Below are 15,732 nucleotides of genomic sequence, written 5' to 3'. Positions count from 1 at the left end.
AATGTCCCACTATTTCGATTACGCGGCGACCCAGCCCATGCGCCAGGCAGCCATCGATGCCTGGGTGGCAGCCGCCGGCAGCGTCAACTCGGGCGCCCAGTACGCCTCCGGGCGCAAGTCCCGTTCGGTGCTCGACGACGCCCGCGAGAAGGTCGCCGAGCTGCTGGGCTGCGAGCCCATCGAGGTAGTCTTCACCGCCTCCGGCACCGAAGCCGACAACATCGCCATCCAGGGCCTCTACCGGGCCGCCGAGCGCGGCCCGCAGGACAAGCGCACCCGGCGAATCGTATCCACCCCGATCGAGCACCCGGCGGTGCGCGATACGGTGGCCACCCTGGAACAGCAGGGCGCGAGCGTGGATCTGCTGCCGGTCGACCGGCACTCGCGGGTCAGCGACCTTAGGCCCCTGGATACGCCGGCGGACCTGGCGACCTGCATGTGGGCCAACAACGAGATCGGCGCCCTCCAGCCGGTCGAGGAAATCGTGGCGCGCGCCAGCGCCCAGGGCACGCCGGTCCACATCGACGCGGTGCAGGTGGTCGGCAAGCTGCCCATCAACTTCGCGGAACTGGGCGCGACGACCCTGGCGGCCAGCGCGCACAAGTTCGGCGGCCCCCGCGGCATCGGCCTGCTGCTGGCCCGCCGCAGCCCGGCGCCGCAGCCCATCGCCTACGGCGGCGGCCAGGAGCGCGGTATCCGCCCCGGCACCGTCGACGTGGCGAGCGCGGCCGGCCTGGCCGCGGCGCTGGCAGAGTCCGTGGCCGAAATCCCCACCGAGTCCGCGCGCGTGGGTGCCCTGCGGGACCGCCTGCGCGAGGGCATCCTGCGCGAGATCGACGACGTCGTGGTCAACTCCAGCGAGCCCGCGCTGCCGTCGCACCTGCACGTGTCCTTCCCCGGCACGGACGGCGACAGCCTCATCATGCTGCTCGACCAGCTGGGTATTGAGGCCTCGACGGGCTCGGCCTGCTCGGCCGGGGTCAACCGCATGTCCCACGTCCTCGAGGCCATGGGTGTGACCGAAAGCGAGGGGATTGGTTCCCTGCGCTTCACGCTGGGCCGCAATACCAGCGACGAGGACGTGGACTACGTCCTGGCGCACCTGCCGGAGGTCATCCGCCGCGCGCGGAGCGTTTAGCTAGTATATTCCCAGCTAAGCCCCAGTGATTCCGGGGCGGGGTAGTTCTATGTTTAGAGGGTGAACTTTCTTTCTGATCTGCCCCTGGCCGAACCGGTCGATGCCGCCATCTTCATCGGCATCCTGGTTATCGCGGCCGGCGTCGTGGCGTGGCAGCGCCGCTGGTGGCCGGTGGCCGTAGCCGCGGTCATCTGCATAGCCGCCGGCTTCTTCCTGCAGCGCTGGGACGTGCCTTTCTATCTCATGGCGGCCGCCGCCGTCCCGCTGGCCGCCCTGCTCCGCAAGCCGACGGTGCCCACCGTGCTCGCCGGCGTTTTCTCCCTGCTGGCCACCGTCGGCCTGGTCAACATCGAATACCAGACCTACCCGGACGTCGGCTCGCTTGACCCGACGCCGGTGGCCCGGGAAATGAGCCTGGCCGAATTCCAGTCCGCCCGCGACTTCCAGGACGCTGCGCTCGTCCACCTGGACCTGCCGGGCACGCGCTCGCAGTTCGCGGCGCGCGAAGCCATCGCCTATGTCCCGCCGGCCTACTGGCGCGGCGAGAACCTCCCGGTCGTGGTGCTGCTCCACGGCAACCCGGGCGGGCCCGACCAGTGGTTCGGCTCCGGCGAGGCGGCCCAGACCGCCGACCAGTTCCAAGCCGCCAACGATGGGCGCAGCCCGATCATCGTGGCCGTCGATGCCACCGGCTCGGAGACCGCCAACCCCATCTGCGCGGATTCCCGCCAGGCCCACGTCATGACCTACCTGTCCCAAGACGTGCCCGCCGGGATCAAGCAGGCCTTCCGCGTGGACGCGGATCAATCCCACTGGACCGTTGCCGGCTTAAGCTACGGAGGCACCTGCGCGCTGCAGATCGCCACCAACCAGCCCACCGCGTACGGCTCCATCGTGGATATCTCCGGAGAGGCCGAGCCGACTATCGGCAGTCATCAGGCCACCGTCGACAAGTTCTTCGGCGGCGACGAGAAGGCCTTCCAGGCCCAGGGCCCCGCCTACCTGCTCAAGCAGAACCGCTACCCGGGGCTGGCCGCCGTCTTCATCGCCGGGGAGGACGACCACGCTGCGGTCGAGGCACTCAGCACCTTGTCCCAGCAGGCCCGCGCGGCGGGGATGCGCACCTATAACGGCACCCGCCCCGGCGGGCACAGCTTCCAGGTCTGGCGCCCGGCCTTGCGGGAAGTGCTCGCCTGGGCCGCGCAACGCGGCGGGATGAGGATCGACAAGGACCCCTTCGACGGAATTGAGGATAAGGATGTCCGTGCTTAAAAACGCACTGGTGGGGGTTTTCAAAACCCTGTCCCGCTTCCCGGTGACGCTGGCGGTGCTGGCGGTGATGTGGGGCCTGCAGATTTGGCCGGTCGAGGGAATCCAGACCATCGGCTTGACTGCCGGCCACGCTGGCGGGGCCGTGGTGCTGACAATCTTGGCCCTGGCCTGGGGTGTGCCGGCGGAAGGGCAGCTGGGCTCGCTGCGCTACGCCGCCGTCGGGGTGGTCGCGCAAGTAGTTTCCACCCCGCTGGCCGTCTACGCCGCCCGTGGGGTGGAGCTGGCCGGGCTGAACCAGTGGGGCGACGACCTGCTGCACGCCAGCTTCCTGACCCCGGTGGGCTTCATCGCGGGGGCGGCGGCGTTTTCCTCCGCCCAGATGCCGCGTCTGTGGCGCCGCCGGTTGCGCCTGAGCATCATCGCCCTGACGCTGACGTTCGTGTTGTACTCCGGGACCCTGGCGGACGTGCAGGCGGTCGTGGCCATGGCGCTGGGACTGGCGGCCGGGCAGGCGTTGTACCGGCCCCACCGGGTGGAGGCCTCGGTGGCCGAGCGGCGCGTGCTGGTGGCGGTCGTGGTGCTCTCAGTGGCAGTCGGCCCCTTCTTCGTGGCCCTGGATCCGCTGGCCGAAGGGCCCTTTAGTATGGTCACCCAGCTGTTGTGGTCGGCGGATCTGTCCCGGATTGAGGTGGCCGAGCTGTGCGCGGCCAGCCCCTTGAGCGACGAGTGCTTGAACGCCCTCGATATCGCCCGGGCCCACGGGCTAGGCCCGGTGGTGGCCAACCTGATGCCGTTTGTCGTGCAGCTGGTGCTGGCCTTCGGGCTCGTCCGCGGGCGCCGCCTGGCCTGGTGGCTGTCGCTGGCCTTCCAGGTCTGCGTGATGGGCGTGCTGGTGGCCCAGCTATGGGCCCCAGGCGAGGTCGACCTGTTGGTCATCAACCTCGCGCTGGTGCTGCTGCCGTGGATTATGGCCACGGCCGTGCTGGTCGCCACCCGCCGGCTTTTCCACGTTGCGACCAACCCGGCGCTGCTGCGGCGGGCCGGGATGTCAGTGGCCGGCGTCGTGCTCGCCGGGGCGGGAACCTGGGTGGCCGTGGCACTGCTGTACCCAGAGGGCTTTATCACCATCAATACGGCGGGCGACGTACTGGCAGAGCTGCCCCTGCGCTTCCTGCCGACGGTTGTGGCGCTTATCGGGCCGCACTTCGTGGTCCCGGCCACCTGGCTGGGATGGCTGGTCTATGAATGGGTCGGCATCATCGCCTGGGCGGTTCTAGCCTGGCAGCTGTATACCTGCTTCGCGCGCCCGGCGGATCCGGAAAATGCAGCCGACCGCGCCCGCGCCCGGGAGATCCTCTCTGCTACCTGCGGCGACCACTTGTCGTTTATGACGCTTTGGGAAGGCAACCGCTACTTTTTCGACGGCGATTCTTACGTGGCCTACCGTCCGGCGCGCGGGATTGCCCTGACCGTCGGCGCCCCCGTAGGCCCGGCGGGGACGGATATCGCCGGCAAGTTCGAGGACTTCGCCCACCACCAAGGACTCAGCGTTGCCTGGTATTCCGTCGACGCAGATTTCGCCGACGCCCACCCCGAGCTCAAGCGCGTCAAAGTCGCGGAGGAGGCCGTGCTCAGCTGCGCCAATACCGAGTTTAAGGGCAAGAAATTCCAGAACATCCGCACCGCGCGCAACAAAGCGGCAAAGCAAGGGGTGCATACCGTCTGGACCACCTGGCACGACCTCGACCTCGCGGTGGCGGCGAAAATCACGGCGCTGAGCGAAGAGTGGGTTTCGGACAAGGCCCTGCCGGAGATGGGATTTACCTTGGGCGGCCTTAAGGAGATGCAGGTTCCGGGTACCCAGCTGCTCTACGCCCTCGATGAGGAAGGCAGGCTGCACGGGGTCACCAGCTGGCTGCCGGTCCGTCGCGACGGCCAGGTAATCGGCTACACCCTGGACGTGATGCGCCGGGCCGCGGACGGCTTTAAAGGCGTGATGGAGCTTTTGATTTCCGAGGCGCTCATCATCGCCGCAGATCGCGGCTGCGAATGGATTTCCCTGTCGGGCGCCCCGCTGGCCGGCGCGGCGGAGGATCCCAGCTGGCTGGATCAGGCGTTGTCCCGGGTGGGCCAGGAGCTGGAGCCGCTCTACGGCTTCCGGACCCTGGCGGCCAGCAAGCGCAAATTTCTGCCGGCTGAGCGCCCCTGGTTCCTCTGCTACGACGACGAGCTGAAACTGCCGGCCATCGGCCTGGCGGCGACGAGTGCCTACCTGCCCGAGCTCAACGTCGGGCAGGCCTGGGCCGCGGTGCAGACGTGGAAGCGAGCCCGGCGGTCGGCGAAAGAAAAATAGAATGAAACGCGTGTTACTTGTGTGACTATTGTGGTTTAGTCGGTACACTCGCCGGCATGACCGTCACTAAGTCGCTCAAGTCCGCCCTGACCGCCGTTGTCGCCAGCGCTCTCGTCGCTACCGCCGCCGCTCCCGCGAACGCCGCGCCGATGAGCACGTCTGCGCCCGCCGGCGTGGATGTCGCCGCCCACCAGCACCCGGGTGGAGCCCCCATCGACTGGGGACAGGTGAAATCCGACGGGCAGTCCTTCGCTTTCGTCAAGGCCTCCGAGGGCGAGGGCTTTAGCAACCCGCACTTCGCCGTCGACGCCAACGCCGCGGCCGCCAGCGGGCTAAAGGTCGGCGCCTACCACTACGGGCGCCCAAACACGGACGCGAAGACGCAGGCCGCGCACTTCGCCTCCCAGCTGGCCCTGGTGGCGGACCAGTCGCTGCCGCCGGTGCTCGACATCGAGGTCACCGACGGCAAGAACCCGCAGCAGATGCAGGCCTGGGTCCGCGAATTCACCGATGAGCTCAAGCGGCTGACCGGCCGGACCCCGATGATCTACACCTACAAGTACTTCTGGGAAGTGGAGATGGGTAATACCACCCAGTTCGCGGAGTACCCGCTGTGGCTGGCCGCCTACCAGGACGCGGCCCCGCAGCCGGTCGGCGGCTGGGACAAGCTGTCCTTCTGGCAGCGCTCCGGCTCCGGCAAGGTTGCTGGCATCCCCACCCAGGTGGACATGAACCTGTTCAACGGCACCCACGCCCAGCTGGATTCCTTCAGCGCCGGCAACTACGTCGACTTCGGCGGGGTCCTCGAGGACCTCGTGGTAACCGGCGCCCCGGACCTGGGCAAGGACTCGACCGCCCTGGTCGCCGCCATCCTGGCCATCGCCGCCGGCGTGGCCGCCGCGCCGCAGCTGGCCGAGGCCGCGGGTGAGGCAGGCATCGACCGTGATGCCGCCGAGGGCCTTATCGGCTACGTGGAAAAGCTCAACGCCGAGGGCGCCCTGCCGGTCGAGCAGCTCGAAGCCATGGCCGCGGGCGACTACTCCGTCGGTGACCTGGCGCTGCTGCTGGAAAACGCCGGGCACACCGCCGGCATCGAAGTCGACGACCAGACGGTCGCGGATGCTACCCAGGCTGCTGCGGCCGCGGGGGCCAACGGCGGGCAGCTGGACGTGCAGCAGCTGGCCGGCATCGTTAGTCGCGTCGTGGGCTAGCCCCGCCGATAAACTTGCGGGTGAAAGACTCGTCTTTGTAGTGGGCGGGGACCGCCCCGCCTAGAAGCCGCTTGGCTAGCGCCGCGGCTTCTTGTGATCCGGCCGCGGGCAGGGGTGTCGCGGAACCAATCAGGATGATGTTGCCGTAGCGGCGGCCCTTGAGCATCGGTGGATCGGCGATGACGGCTAGGTGGTCGAAGACCTCGGCCATGCCGGCCAGCTCCGCCTTGGCGCCCTGCAAATCTGAGTGATCGCCGCAGTTGGATACGTATAGGCCCGCGGCCGACAGGGCGTTTCGGCACGCGGCGAAGAACTCCACCGTGGTCAGCGGGCGCGGGGTGGTGGCCCCGGCGAAGACGTCGCGGATGATGATATCCCGGCTGGCCGGCTGGAAGGCCATCGTCTCCGCGCGGGCCTCACCGGCTCGAATCTTGACCGTGGGCGCGCGGGGCACATCGAAAAGCGTGCGGGTCAGCTCCGCGAGCTTGGCATCTAACTCCACGACCGTATGCCGCGAGCGCGGCCACAGGTCCGCGAAATAGCGGGGGAGCGAGCAGCCCGCCCCGCCCAGGTGGGTAACGCGCAGCGCGGCCGGGTCGACGGGGTTGAGCACCTCGACCGCGGCGGCGATCCAGCGCATGTACTCAAACTCCAGCTCGCCCGGGGAGCCGAGCACGATGTGGCTGCTGGGCACGCCGTTGACGTTGAGGATATAGCCGTCCCGGCGGAACTCATCCGCCACGACCTCGGCCTGGCCCGTGTCGATGTCGTAGACGCCAACGATGCCCTCGCCGGGCTGGCTGCTCCGGTTCCGTTTCCTACCCATGACCCCTTACTGTAGACACCGGGGCCAGCGGGCCGAGGTTCCGGCCCGACGCTGGCCGGGAATGGCGAGGATTATCCCTGCGTTGGGCCGAGGGAGTAGACTTTTGAGCCGCTTTGGATAATCCGGCAGGCGGCAGTGATAGGAAGAAAGGTGGCGCGGCGTGCGAGTACTGGTGGCGATGAGTGGCGGAGTGGATTCCTCCGTGGCGGCTGCCCGCGCGGTCGAGGCGGGCCACGACGTCGTCGGTGTGCACCTGGCGCTGCACAAGGACGCGCAGCAGACGCGTGAGAAGGCCCGCGGGTGCTGCTCGCTGGAGGACTCCGCCGACGCCCGCCGCATCTGCGACAAGCTGGGAATCCCGTTCTATGTCTGGGATTTCTCCGAGCAGTTCAAGGAAGAGGTCATCGGGGACTTCGTGGACTCTTATGCACGCGGCGAGACCCCCAACCCCTGCCTGCGCTGCAACGAAAAGATCAAGTTCCGGGCCCTGCTACAAAAGGGCATGGCTTTGGGCTTCGACGCGGTGGCCACCGGCCACTACGCGACGCTGGACCGGGACGGTTATATGCGCCGCTCCAAGGACGAGAACAAGGATCAGTCCTACGTGCTGGGCGTGATTTCCGCCGATGAGCTGGAGCACTGCTATTTCCCCATCGGGGACACCCCGAAGCCGCAGATCCGCGAGGAGGCGGCCGCGCACGGCTTTTCCACCGCTAAGAAGCCGGATTCCTACGACATCTGCTTTATCCCCGACGGCAACACCCAGGCCTTCCTGGGCGCGCGCATCGGCCTGCGCCCGGGCATGATTGTGGACCAGGAGGGCCAGGAGCTTAAAACGCACGACGGCGCCTGGAACTACACCATCGGCCAGCGCAAGGGCCTGGACATCAAGCAGCCCGCCGCTGACGGCCGGCCGCGTTACGTCACGGATATCGACGCCGCCACCGGCACCGTCACCGTCGGCGCGCGAGAGGACTTGGCCGTGACCGCCATTGGCGCGGACCGGCTCAAGTACCTGCACCCGGCCATGGACGGCACGCTGGAGTGCGAGGTCCAGGTGCGCGCCCACGGCTCGGTCGTCCCGTGCACCGCGCACATCGATCGCGCGGCCGACTACATGCGGCTGGAGCTGCACGGCGAGCTCTCCGGCGTGGCCCGGGGGCAGGCCGCCGTGCTTTACCTGCCGACAGAGGACGAGCTCGGCGACATCGTCTTGGGCTCCGGCACCATTTGCGAGACGGCCTAGGCGGCTGCGCCCCACGAAGGAGAAGGTGACAGCGTGACTGGATTTGGGCTCGGCCCTATGCCCGGCACCTCCATGCCGGAGGCCGCCGACATCGTGCTGGGGGAGACCGGCGACCTGCCGCACCTGCCGCAGCTGCCCGACCGCGGGCTGGGCTCGGACGCTATCGGCCGCACCGCCGGGCTGGTGGAATTCGTGGCGGTCGACCGCGGCCCGCGCGCCTGGCAGATGACCGACCGGCCGCAGCTGCTGACCCGCCGGGCTTGGGACCGGATGGAACGCGACCTGGACGAAATCCAGGACGTCTGGGGCGAAAGCGTGCCCGAAGTCAAGATCCAGGCCGTCGGGCCGTGGAGCCTGTCCGCCGCCATTGAGCTGGCCAACGGGCACCGTGTCATCACTGATAGTGGGGCGCGCCGCGACCTCTTCCTCGGTCTGCAAGAAGGCCTTGCCCGCCATTCCGCCGACGTGGCCCGCCGCTTCGGCGCGCAGGTCGTGCTGCAACTCGACGAGCCCTACCTGGGCCAGATCCTGGCCGGCACGCTGCCGGGGGTGACGGACTTCGACGACATCGCGGCCGTGCCCGCGGAAGTCGCCGCGGATACCCTGGCGCGCTTCGATTCCCAGTACCTGCACCTTGACAGGCCCCAGTGGGAGCTGGCACGCACCGCGCAAACGGTGCTGTTGGACCTGCCGCAGCTGGTTAACCCCCGGGACTTGGACGGGCTGGGCCAGCACCTGGATGCTGGCTCGCGCGTCGGCCTCGGCATTACGGCCGCTGACGCAGTGCCCGGCCAGCCGGATACCGCCCGGGGCGTAGCGATCGCTATCGCGCGCCTGCTGGACCGGCTGGGCCTGCCGCGCACGCTGTTGACCCACGCGGTGGACGTCTACCCGGCCCGGCCGGAGTCACCCGCCAGGGACTACCGGCTGGCTTATCGAGTGGCGGCGATGCTCGAGCGGGACGCGGGGGATCTTTAGCTGACCCGCCCGCCGGAATCCCGCGCCAACAGGAAGTCGCGCAGGTAGGGCAGAGTGAAGTTGAGCTCGCCGTAGCGGGGTGCCTCGATGATATCGGCGTCGATGAGCCGCTGGCGCGTGCCCGACAGGGAACGCAGGGTCCGGCCCAACGACGCGGCGATATCGTGCACCGCCACCGGGTCGGTGGGTGCGGCCTGGGCCATGGCCTCCAGGAATTCCCGCAGCGCCGGCGAGAGCTCCTTGACCGCCGGCTGGTGGACCTGCGTGCCCATCAGGGAAATGGCCTGGGGCGCTATCTCGGCGACATCCTCCTCCGTAATGACGGCACCGTCCTCGCCGCCCGCGCGCAGGTCCGCCTGCTGCCAGGCCAGGGAGCCGACCAGTTGCACGAGGTAGGGGTAGCCGTGGGAGAGCGCCACCGCGGCCTGGATGCCGGCCGGGCTGAAACTGATTCCGCTGTCGCGGGCGGTCAACTCGAAGGCCTCCGCCGTCAGAGACTGGTTCAAGGGGCCCAGCAGGTATTTTTCCGCCCGCCGCAGGAAGGTAGCTCCCGGCAGGCTCAGCAGCTTGTCGATGCCCTGGGGCAGTCCCGCCACCACGAGCGCGACGTTAAGATCGTCGCGGATTAGGTCCTGGTAGGCGACGGCGATGGTCGTGAGATCCTCCAGGGAGGCGTCCTGGGCCTCGTCGATGCTGATAAGGATCCCGGTGCCGGTGAGGTGGCCGGACAACTCGCGCAGCCGGGTGTTGAGGTTGTGCTTGTAAGGCGCCTGGTCATCGGTGTCGAAGCCGATGCTGGCCACCTTGCCGAGGCCGACCTGCTTCACCCGCGTGGTCGGCCGCGGGCTGATGCCCTCAATGGCCGCGGGGATGGTGGTCTCCACGAAATCTTCCACGATGGGGCTGCGGCCGGAGGCGCGCAGCACGATCCAGCCCTGCGTGCGGGCGCGGTCTTCGAGTTCGTTGAGCAGGACCGTCTTGCCAATGCCGCGGGATCCGCTAATGACCAGCGAGCGCCCGGGCGTGCCGGCGGCGCCGACGAGCGCGCGCTCGAAGGAACGGAGGATGACCTCGCGGCCGACCCAATACAGGGGAGCGGCGCCGAAGGTCGGGCGGAACGGGTTGTCCCGCGGGAGGGAAGGAGCAGACATGACCCGGATCCTATCAGCTGGAGACTTTGGAGAAAACGGAGATTTTGGAGACTTGAGGAGTCGCTGGAGACTCTGGAGACTCTGGAGACTTCGGTGAGTCACTAGGTTTTCGGCGCGGTGCTTCGAGCTCTAGCTGATCATCGGCCACGCGGTGGAGACGCTGTCGGCATCCCGGCCCTTGCCCTCCAGGTACTTCTTGAAGTCCATCCGATCGTGGTACCAGCGCACGGCTTGGAACTCCATCAGCTCGTCCACGTCCTTCTGGGCGAGCTCCGGGAAAACCTGGCGCACCTGCTTCCAGGCCACCCGTGCGGCGGCCAGGGCGTCCGCGGTGGCCTCGTGCGCGTTGTCCAGGCTGACCCCGTAGTGTTCGCAGACCGTGCCCAGGGTGCGCTTGCCCTTGCGCCACTTGTCCATGACCCGGTCGATGACGAAGGGGTCGTAGACCGGGCCGGTGACGGTGAAGTCGCCGGTCAGGGCCCGCAGGACCGAGAGATCATAAGCCGCGTTATAGACCACCAGGGTCAGGCCGTTGTCCCAGGCCTGCTTGATGGCGCTTACGGTTTCTTCTAGGACCTCGTCGTGCGGCCGGCCCTCGGCGCGGGCCTTTTCGGTGGTAATCCCGTGGACCTGGGCGGCGGCCTCGGGGATCTCGACGCCGGGATCGGCCAGCATCTCCTTCTTTTCCACGTGGCGGCCGTCAATGGTGACCAGCGCGGAGGTAACGATGCGGGCGGAGCGGGGATCGGTCGAGGTGGTTTCCAGGTCAAAGGAGAGCATGCGGGTCGCGTCGAAGTTCATGGGCTTAACCTTAGTCGCCACCCCGGACACACGCGGCTGGCTGGCCAAACGCTGCGAATTTACCCGCCGGGCGGGAAGCGTCGGCGCGGCGACTAGACTGGGGCACCGTGACTAATCCAGCAGATGTGCAACGCGAATGGAACGAGCTCGCCCAGGAAGTACGGCGGCATCGTCAGCTCTATTACAACGAGCAGCCGGTCATCCCGGACGCCGACTTCGACCAGCTTTTCCGCCGCCTGCAGGAACTGGAGGAAAAGCACCCGGAGCTGGCGGTCCCGGACTCGCCGACGCGGGAGGTGGGCGCGGCCTCGCCGTTCGCTGACGTCGAACACCTCGAGCGCATGATGAGCCTGGACAACGTCTTCAGCGAGGCGGAGATGCGCGACTGGCTGACCCGCACCCCGGCGAAGACCTACCTGACCGAGCTGAAGATCGATGGGCTCTCCATCGACTTGGTCTACCGTTCCGGGCGCCTCGTCTCCGCGGCCACCCGCGGCGACGGCCAGGTCGGCGAGGACATTACGGCCAACGCCCGGGTCATCGAGGATATCCCGCAGCAGCTGCAGGACACCGCGGACTTCCCCGTGCCGGAGCTGGTCGAGGTCCGCGGCGAGGTCTACATGCGGCCGGAAGACTTCGCCGAGATCAACGCCGAGCGCGTCGAGGACGGCAAGCCGGCCTTCGCCAACCCGCGCAACTCCGCGACCGGCGGGCTGCGGATGAAGGACCCGGCGGAGGTGAAAAAGCGGCGTCTGAAGATGGTCTGCCACGGCATCGGCGCCCGGGAGGGCTTCAGCCCGGATTCGCAGTACCACGCCTACCAAGCCCTGGCGGCCTGGGGGCTGCCGGTCTCGCCGTACACCGAGCAGGTGCACTCGGCGGAAGAAGTAATCGAGCGCGTGAACTACTGGGCCGATCACCGCCACGACGCCATCTTCGAGATGGACGGGCTGGTGGTCAAGGTCGACGACTTGGCCTCCCAGCGCCAGCTGGGCGCGACCTCCCGGGCACCGCGCTGGGCGATTGCCTACAAGTACCCGCCCGAGGAGGTCACCACCGTCCTGCGGGATATCCAGGTCGGCGTGGGCCGCACCGGGCGCGTGACCCCGTTCGCGGTGATGGATCCCGTCTTCGTCTCCGGCTCGACGGTCTCCATGGCCACCTTGCACAACCAGTCCGAGGTCAAGCGCAAGGGCGTGCTGGTGGGCGACACCGTGGTCATCCGCAAGGCGGGCGAAATTATCCCCGAGGTCTTGGGGCCGGTCGTCGAGGCCCGCGACGGCAGCGAGGTCGAGTGGACCTTCCCGGACAACTGCCCCTCCTGCGGGACGCCGCTCGCGCCGCAAAAAGAGGGCGACGCCGACTGGCGCTGCCCGAACACCCGCTCGTGCCCGGCGCAGCTGTCGGCGCGGCTAGAATACTTGGCCTCCCGCAAGGCGCTCGATATCGAGGCGCTGGGGGAGAAGGGCGCCTGGGATCTCATCGAACAGGGCATCCTGGAAGACGAGGCCGAGCTGTTCGAGCTGACCGAGGAAAAGCTGTTGGCCTCCGACGTCTACACCTCCAAGGCGGACAAGAAGGCCAAGGGGCCGAAGTCCGCGGACAACATCGCGGTCAACACGGTCGGCCGTGCGCTACTGGACAACCTCGGCGAGGCCAAGGAGCGCGACTTCTGGCGCGTGCTCGTGGCCCTGTCCATCCGTCACGTCGGGCCCATCGCGGCGCGGGCGCTGGCCACCCGCTACGGCTCGATGGAAGCACTGCGCGCCGCCGACGTCGAGGAACTGGCGGAGACCGAGGGCGTGGGCACTATCATCGCCGAGTCCTTCAAGTCCTGGTTCGAGGTCGACTGGCACGTCAACATCGTCGAGCGCTGGGCCGCCGCGGGCGTGCGCATGGAGATCGCCGCCGAATCCCGCCGCCCCCAGACCCTGGAGGGGCTGACCATCGTGGTCACCGGCACCCTGGAAGGCTACAGCCGCGACGAGGCCAAGGAGGCCATCGTCAGCCGCGGCGGGAAGGCCACCGGCTCCGTGTCGAAGAAGACGGACTTTTTGGTCGCCGGGGAGAACGCCGGTTCTAAGGAACAAAAGGCCCAGGACCTGGGCGTGCCCATCCTGGATGAGGCCGGCTTCGAGGACCTGCTAGCTCATGGCGCGCCGGCCGGCGAAGACGCCGACGGATAGGCTGGAGGCTTAAGACGCCGCAAGCGTTACCGCCGAAGCCTGGAGGAAGGACCAACTGCATGAAGATTGCCGCTTTCGATTTCGACGGGACCATCTACTTCCCGGACGGGCTCGCCCCGGATATTGCCGAGGCCATCGCCGAGTGGCAGGCGGCCGGCAATATCGCGGTCGCGGCGACCGGTAAGTCTTACAACGAGGCCTACCGGGCGCTGGCCGGCTCCGGGGTGGAATTCGACTACTCCATCCTGGTTACCGGGGCGATCATCGCGGACAAGAACCGGCAGGTCGTCCACCGCGCCGGCCTGGACAAGGAGACGGTGACCCAGCTGGTCCGCAGCCTGGCCGAGCGCCCCGGCACTAACGTCTACGGGATTTCCCATACCGGGCTGGACTATTGCTTCCGCGAGTGCGTGAGCACGGAAGGCACCGGGGTTATCACCCAGGTCGCCTACGCGACGCCGGAGACCATCCCGGACCAGGACTTCGTGGCCGTGGCGACCTGGACGCCGGATAACCCGCAGGTCCAGGACGAGATTCACCGCTGGGTGCTGGACAATTACGAGGTCGAGTCCACTAAGAACCAGGGTTTCGTGGACATCCTGCCGGCCGGGACCACCAAGGGGGCCGGCGTGGAATGGTTGGCCCGGCACGCCGGCTGGGACCGGGAGGAGATGGAAATCTACAGCTTCGGGGATTCCTGGAACGATCTGTCCATGTTCCAGCTCTCCCGCCAGGCCTTCTCCTTCCCCTGGGCCCCGCGGGACGTACAGGCCGCCGCCGGGACCGTAGTGGATAGCGCGGCGGAAGGACTGCGCCGGCTGCTGGACTAGTCCGCGGTGCCCGCGTGGCCGTCGCTCAAGAAAGCGCCCAGGATGGTGCCCAGGTTGCCGAGGTGCTCGACCTCGGAGGCCAGATAATCGGGCCCGCCGGTGCGGCCGATGGCCATGACCAGGCCGGTATCGCCGATGGGGGCGGCGGCCAGCGCCGAGTCCAACAGGGACCAGGAGGCCGGGATCCAGGAATCGGCCTCTGGGTTAAGAGCGCGGGCCTGGGTGACGTCGATGTCGTGCGGGGTCGTCCCGTCGTCCTCCGGGGCGGCGTCCGAGCTGGCGATGCGGTGGATCGGCTCGTTGTTATCGATGACGATGGCCCATGTCGAGGTCAGCGCCTTCGGGATGGCGGCGACCACCTCGGTCATCGCCGCGCGCACGTCGTGCAGGTGGGAGGCCACGCGGGCCAGCAGCGCAATCTGGCCGCGGCGATCCACCCGGCCCGAGAACGGGCGGATGGAATCCACCTCGACGCCGTCGACGGTGCTGGCGGCCGTAATGAGCGAATCGGCCATGCCGCCGGCGGCGAGCTCCACCACGATGTCGTCCATGACGGTGCCATCGGGGAAGTTTTCAACAATATCGACCGACTGAATATTGCCGTCTACCATGCCGATCGCGTCGGCCAGTTGGCCTAAACTGCCCGGGGTGTCGGGAAGAAGAACGCGGATGAGGAAGGACATGATAGTAGACAATTCTTTCTGTGGCTAGCGCGGTTAATACGGTTTGTTTTCCCGTAAATACTACCCGCCGGGTGTCGCAAGTCTCAATAGACGCCCCGCCTATAAATTTCTTTCCGGGGAAACTAATAGCGAAAACGCAGCGTGCGCGCACTACTATGTGAGACACGTTAAACCGCCCGCGTAAGTATCCCCCAAGGAGAGGAGCCCAACATGTCCATTGTTAGCGGTGCTTTGCTTTTCGCTATGGCCGTGCTGGCCGGGATTATCAACTCCGCGGTGGGCTCGGGCTCCTTGCTCACCCTGCCGGTCTTGCTGGCCCTGGGCGTGCCGCCGGGGGTGGCGGTGCGCACCAACACCACCGGCATGATGTTCGCGTCGGTGGGCTCAGCGTGGGGTTTCCGTAAAGAAATCCGGCGCGAGTTGCCCTACCTGGGCCCGCTGGTGGTGGTGACCATTGTGGCCTCGGCCGCCGGCTCCCTGCTGTTGCTAGCCTCGCCGTCGGATGCCCTCGACTTCGTCATCCCCATCCTCATCGTCGTGGCACTGGTAATGGTGACCTTCCAGCCGCGGTTGACCCGGTGGCTTTCCGGGCGCTCCCAGTCCGGGCAAGGCACGGCTAACGATGCCGCCTCCGGCGCTGAGGTGGGCGGGGCCTACCGCCGGCCCCGGGTGGTAGCCCCCATGGGGTTGGCCGCGGTTTACGGCGGCTATTTCACCGCGGCCCAGGGCATTTTGTATATGGCCATCCTGTCGGTGATGACCGGGCGCAGCCTCAAGGCCATCAACCCGGTGAAGAATTTCTTGTCCCTGTTCGTCAACGTCACCGCCGCGCTGGTCTACCTCATCGCCTGGGCCTTCTTCGGCGCCGAGATCCTCTGGATCGGGGTGGCGGTCGTCGCGGCCGGGGGACTCGTCGGCGGCCTGGTCGGCGCGCAGGTGGCCAAGCGCCTGCCGAACCAGGTCTTGCGGGCCGTCATCGTCGTCGTGGCGCTCGTGGCGCTGGTGCGGCAGTTCCTCTAGTCGGAGACCACCTACGCGCCTGCGGCGGGCGGTGCAG

At 67.7% G+C, this 15,732-nt stretch carries 13 protein-coding genes; 9 read left to right on the top strand and 4 right to left on the bottom strand.

The features are described from left to right. Position 1: 1 nt before the first annotated feature. Genes ACEE23_RS06690 through ACEE23_RS06675 form a run of 4 tightly spaced genes read left to right on the top strand, consistent with a single transcriptional unit; the run spans position 2 to position 5,974 of the window. Positions 2–1,138 carry a cysteine desulfurase family protein gene (locus tag ACEE23_RS06690; protein ID WP_368521068.1) on the top strand — a complete coding sequence of 379 codons (1,137 nt, stop codon included), beginning with the start codon at positions 2–4 and terminating at the stop codon, positions 1,136–1,138. A gap of 60 nt (positions 1,139–1,198) precedes the next feature. Beyond that, on the top strand, positions 1,199–2,410 hold the full coding sequence (locus tag ACEE23_RS06685; RefSeq protein WP_448871725.1) for an alpha/beta hydrolase: 1,212 nt from the start codon (positions 1,199–1,201) through the stop codon (positions 2,408–2,410). Further along, positions 2,403–4,763, top strand: a complete 2,361-nt coding sequence (locus ACEE23_RS06680) for a bifunctional lysylphosphatidylglycerol flippase/synthetase MprF (protein WP_448871727.1) — start codon at positions 2,403–2,405, stop codon at positions 4,761–4,763. The genes ACEE23_RS06685 and ACEE23_RS06680 overlap by 8 nt, the downstream gene beginning before the upstream one ends. 56 nt (positions 4,764–4,819) lie before the next feature. After that, complete coding sequence (locus tag ACEE23_RS06675; RefSeq protein WP_368519693.1) at positions 4,820–5,974, top strand: glycoside hydrolase family 25 protein; 1,155 nt, start codon at positions 4,820–4,822, stop codon at positions 5,972–5,974. Here ACEE23_RS06675 and ACEE23_RS06670 read toward each other — a convergent pair. Continuing rightward, positions 5,955–6,800: a spermidine synthase gene (locus tag ACEE23_RS06670; protein ID WP_368519694.1), complete on the bottom strand. Its 846-nt coding sequence runs from the start codon at positions 6,798–6,800 to the stop codon at positions 5,955–5,957. The genes ACEE23_RS06675 and ACEE23_RS06670 overlap by 20 nt on opposite strands. Positions 6,801–6,960: 160 nt before the next feature. Between ACEE23_RS06670 and mnmA the strand changes: the two genes are divergently transcribed. Together mnmA and ACEE23_RS06660 are read left to right on the top strand one after the other, a co-directional pair. Then, positions 6,961–8,046: a tRNA 2-thiouridine(34) synthase MnmA gene (mnmA, locus tag ACEE23_RS06665; protein WP_368519695.1), complete on the top strand. Its 1,086-nt coding sequence runs from the start codon at positions 6,961–6,963 to the stop codon at positions 8,044–8,046. Positions 8,047–8,079: 33 nt separating this feature from the next. Continuing rightward, entirely contained in the window at positions 8,080–9,024 is a 945-nt protein-coding gene (locus tag ACEE23_RS06660; protein WP_368519696.1) for a methionine synthase, read from the top strand. On the opposite strand, the gene ACEE23_RS06655 is transcribed toward ACEE23_RS06660, so the two are convergent. Both ACEE23_RS06655 and ACEE23_RS06650 read right to left on the bottom strand, forming a co-directional pair. Beyond that, entirely contained in the window at positions 9,021–10,175 is a 1,155-nt protein-coding gene (locus tag ACEE23_RS06655) for an AAA family ATPase (protein WP_448871730.1), read from the bottom strand. The genes ACEE23_RS06660 and ACEE23_RS06655 overlap by 4 nt on opposite strands. Before the next feature lie 129 nt (positions 10,176–10,304). After that, entirely contained in the window at positions 10,305–10,976 is a 672-nt protein-coding gene (locus tag ACEE23_RS06650) for an exonuclease domain-containing protein (protein WP_448871732.1), read from the bottom strand. 107 nt (positions 10,977–11,083) lie between these two features. Here ACEE23_RS06650 and ligA point away from each other — a divergent pair, with 107 nt between their 5' ends. Both ligA and ACEE23_RS06640 read left to right on the top strand, forming a co-directional pair. Beyond that, a complete protein-coding gene (ligA, locus tag ACEE23_RS06645) occupies positions 11,084–13,162 on the top strand; it encodes an NAD-dependent DNA ligase LigA (protein WP_448871734.1) in 2,079 nt (692 codons plus the stop codon). Positions 13,163–13,221: 59 nt separating this feature from the next. Beyond that, a complete protein-coding gene (locus tag ACEE23_RS06640; protein ID WP_368519700.1) occupies positions 13,222–13,992 on the top strand; it encodes an HAD-IIB family hydrolase in 771 nt (256 codons plus the stop codon). Here ACEE23_RS06640 and ACEE23_RS06635 read toward each other — a convergent pair. Further along, a complete protein-coding gene (locus ACEE23_RS06635) occupies positions 13,989–14,675 on the bottom strand; it encodes an amino acid-binding ACT domain protein (RefSeq protein ID WP_368519701.1) in 687 nt (228 codons plus the stop codon). The two genes, ACEE23_RS06640 and ACEE23_RS06635, sit on opposite strands and share 4 nt — an antisense overlap. A 210-nt stretch (positions 14,676–14,885) precedes the next feature. On the opposite strand from ACEE23_RS06635, the gene ACEE23_RS06630 reads away from it, so the two are divergent. Further along, positions 14,886–15,695 (top strand): sulfite exporter TauE/SafE family protein, encoded by an 810-nt coding sequence (locus tag ACEE23_RS06630; RefSeq protein WP_368519702.1) that lies wholly within the window; start codon positions 14,886–14,888, stop codon positions 15,693–15,695. Positions 15,696–15,732 lie beyond the last annotated feature (37 nt).

The sequence above is a fragment of the Corynebacterium sp. 32222D000AT genome (genome assembly GCF_053546955.1).
Note: the sequence above shows the minus strand (reverse complement) of the source record. Positions and strands in the feature narration are given on the sequence as shown.

Coding starts and splice junctions, on each gene's coding strand:
- ACEE23_RS06670 (WP_368519694.1), bottom strand. CDS start 6,800: ATGGGTAGGAAACGGAACCGGAGCAGCCAGCCCGGCGAGGGCATCGTT.
- ACEE23_RS06655 (WP_448871730.1), bottom strand. CDS start 10,175: ATGTCTGCTCCTTCCCTCCCGCGGGACAACCCGTTCCGCCCGACCTTC.
- ACEE23_RS06690 (WP_368521068.1), top strand. CDS start 2: ATGTCCCACTATTTCGATTACGCGGCGACCCAGCCCATGCGCCAGGCA.
- ACEE23_RS06650 (WP_448871732.1), bottom strand. CDS start 10,976: ATGAACTTCGACGCGACCCGCATGCTCTCCTTTGACCTGGAAACCACC.
- ACEE23_RS06630 (WP_368519702.1), top strand. CDS start 14,886: ATGTCCATTGTTAGCGGTGCTTTGCTTTTCGCTATGGCCGTGCTGGCC.
- ACEE23_RS06640 (WP_368519700.1), top strand. CDS start 13,222: ATGAAGATTGCCGCTTTCGATTTCGACGGGACCATCTACTTCCCGGAC.
- ACEE23_RS06675 (WP_368519693.1), top strand. CDS start 4,820: ATGACCGTCACTAAGTCGCTCAAGTCCGCCCTGACCGCCGTTGTCGCC.
- ACEE23_RS06635 (WP_368519701.1), bottom strand. CDS start 14,675: ATGTCCTTCCTCATCCGCGTTCTTCTTCCCGACACCCCGGGCAGTTTA.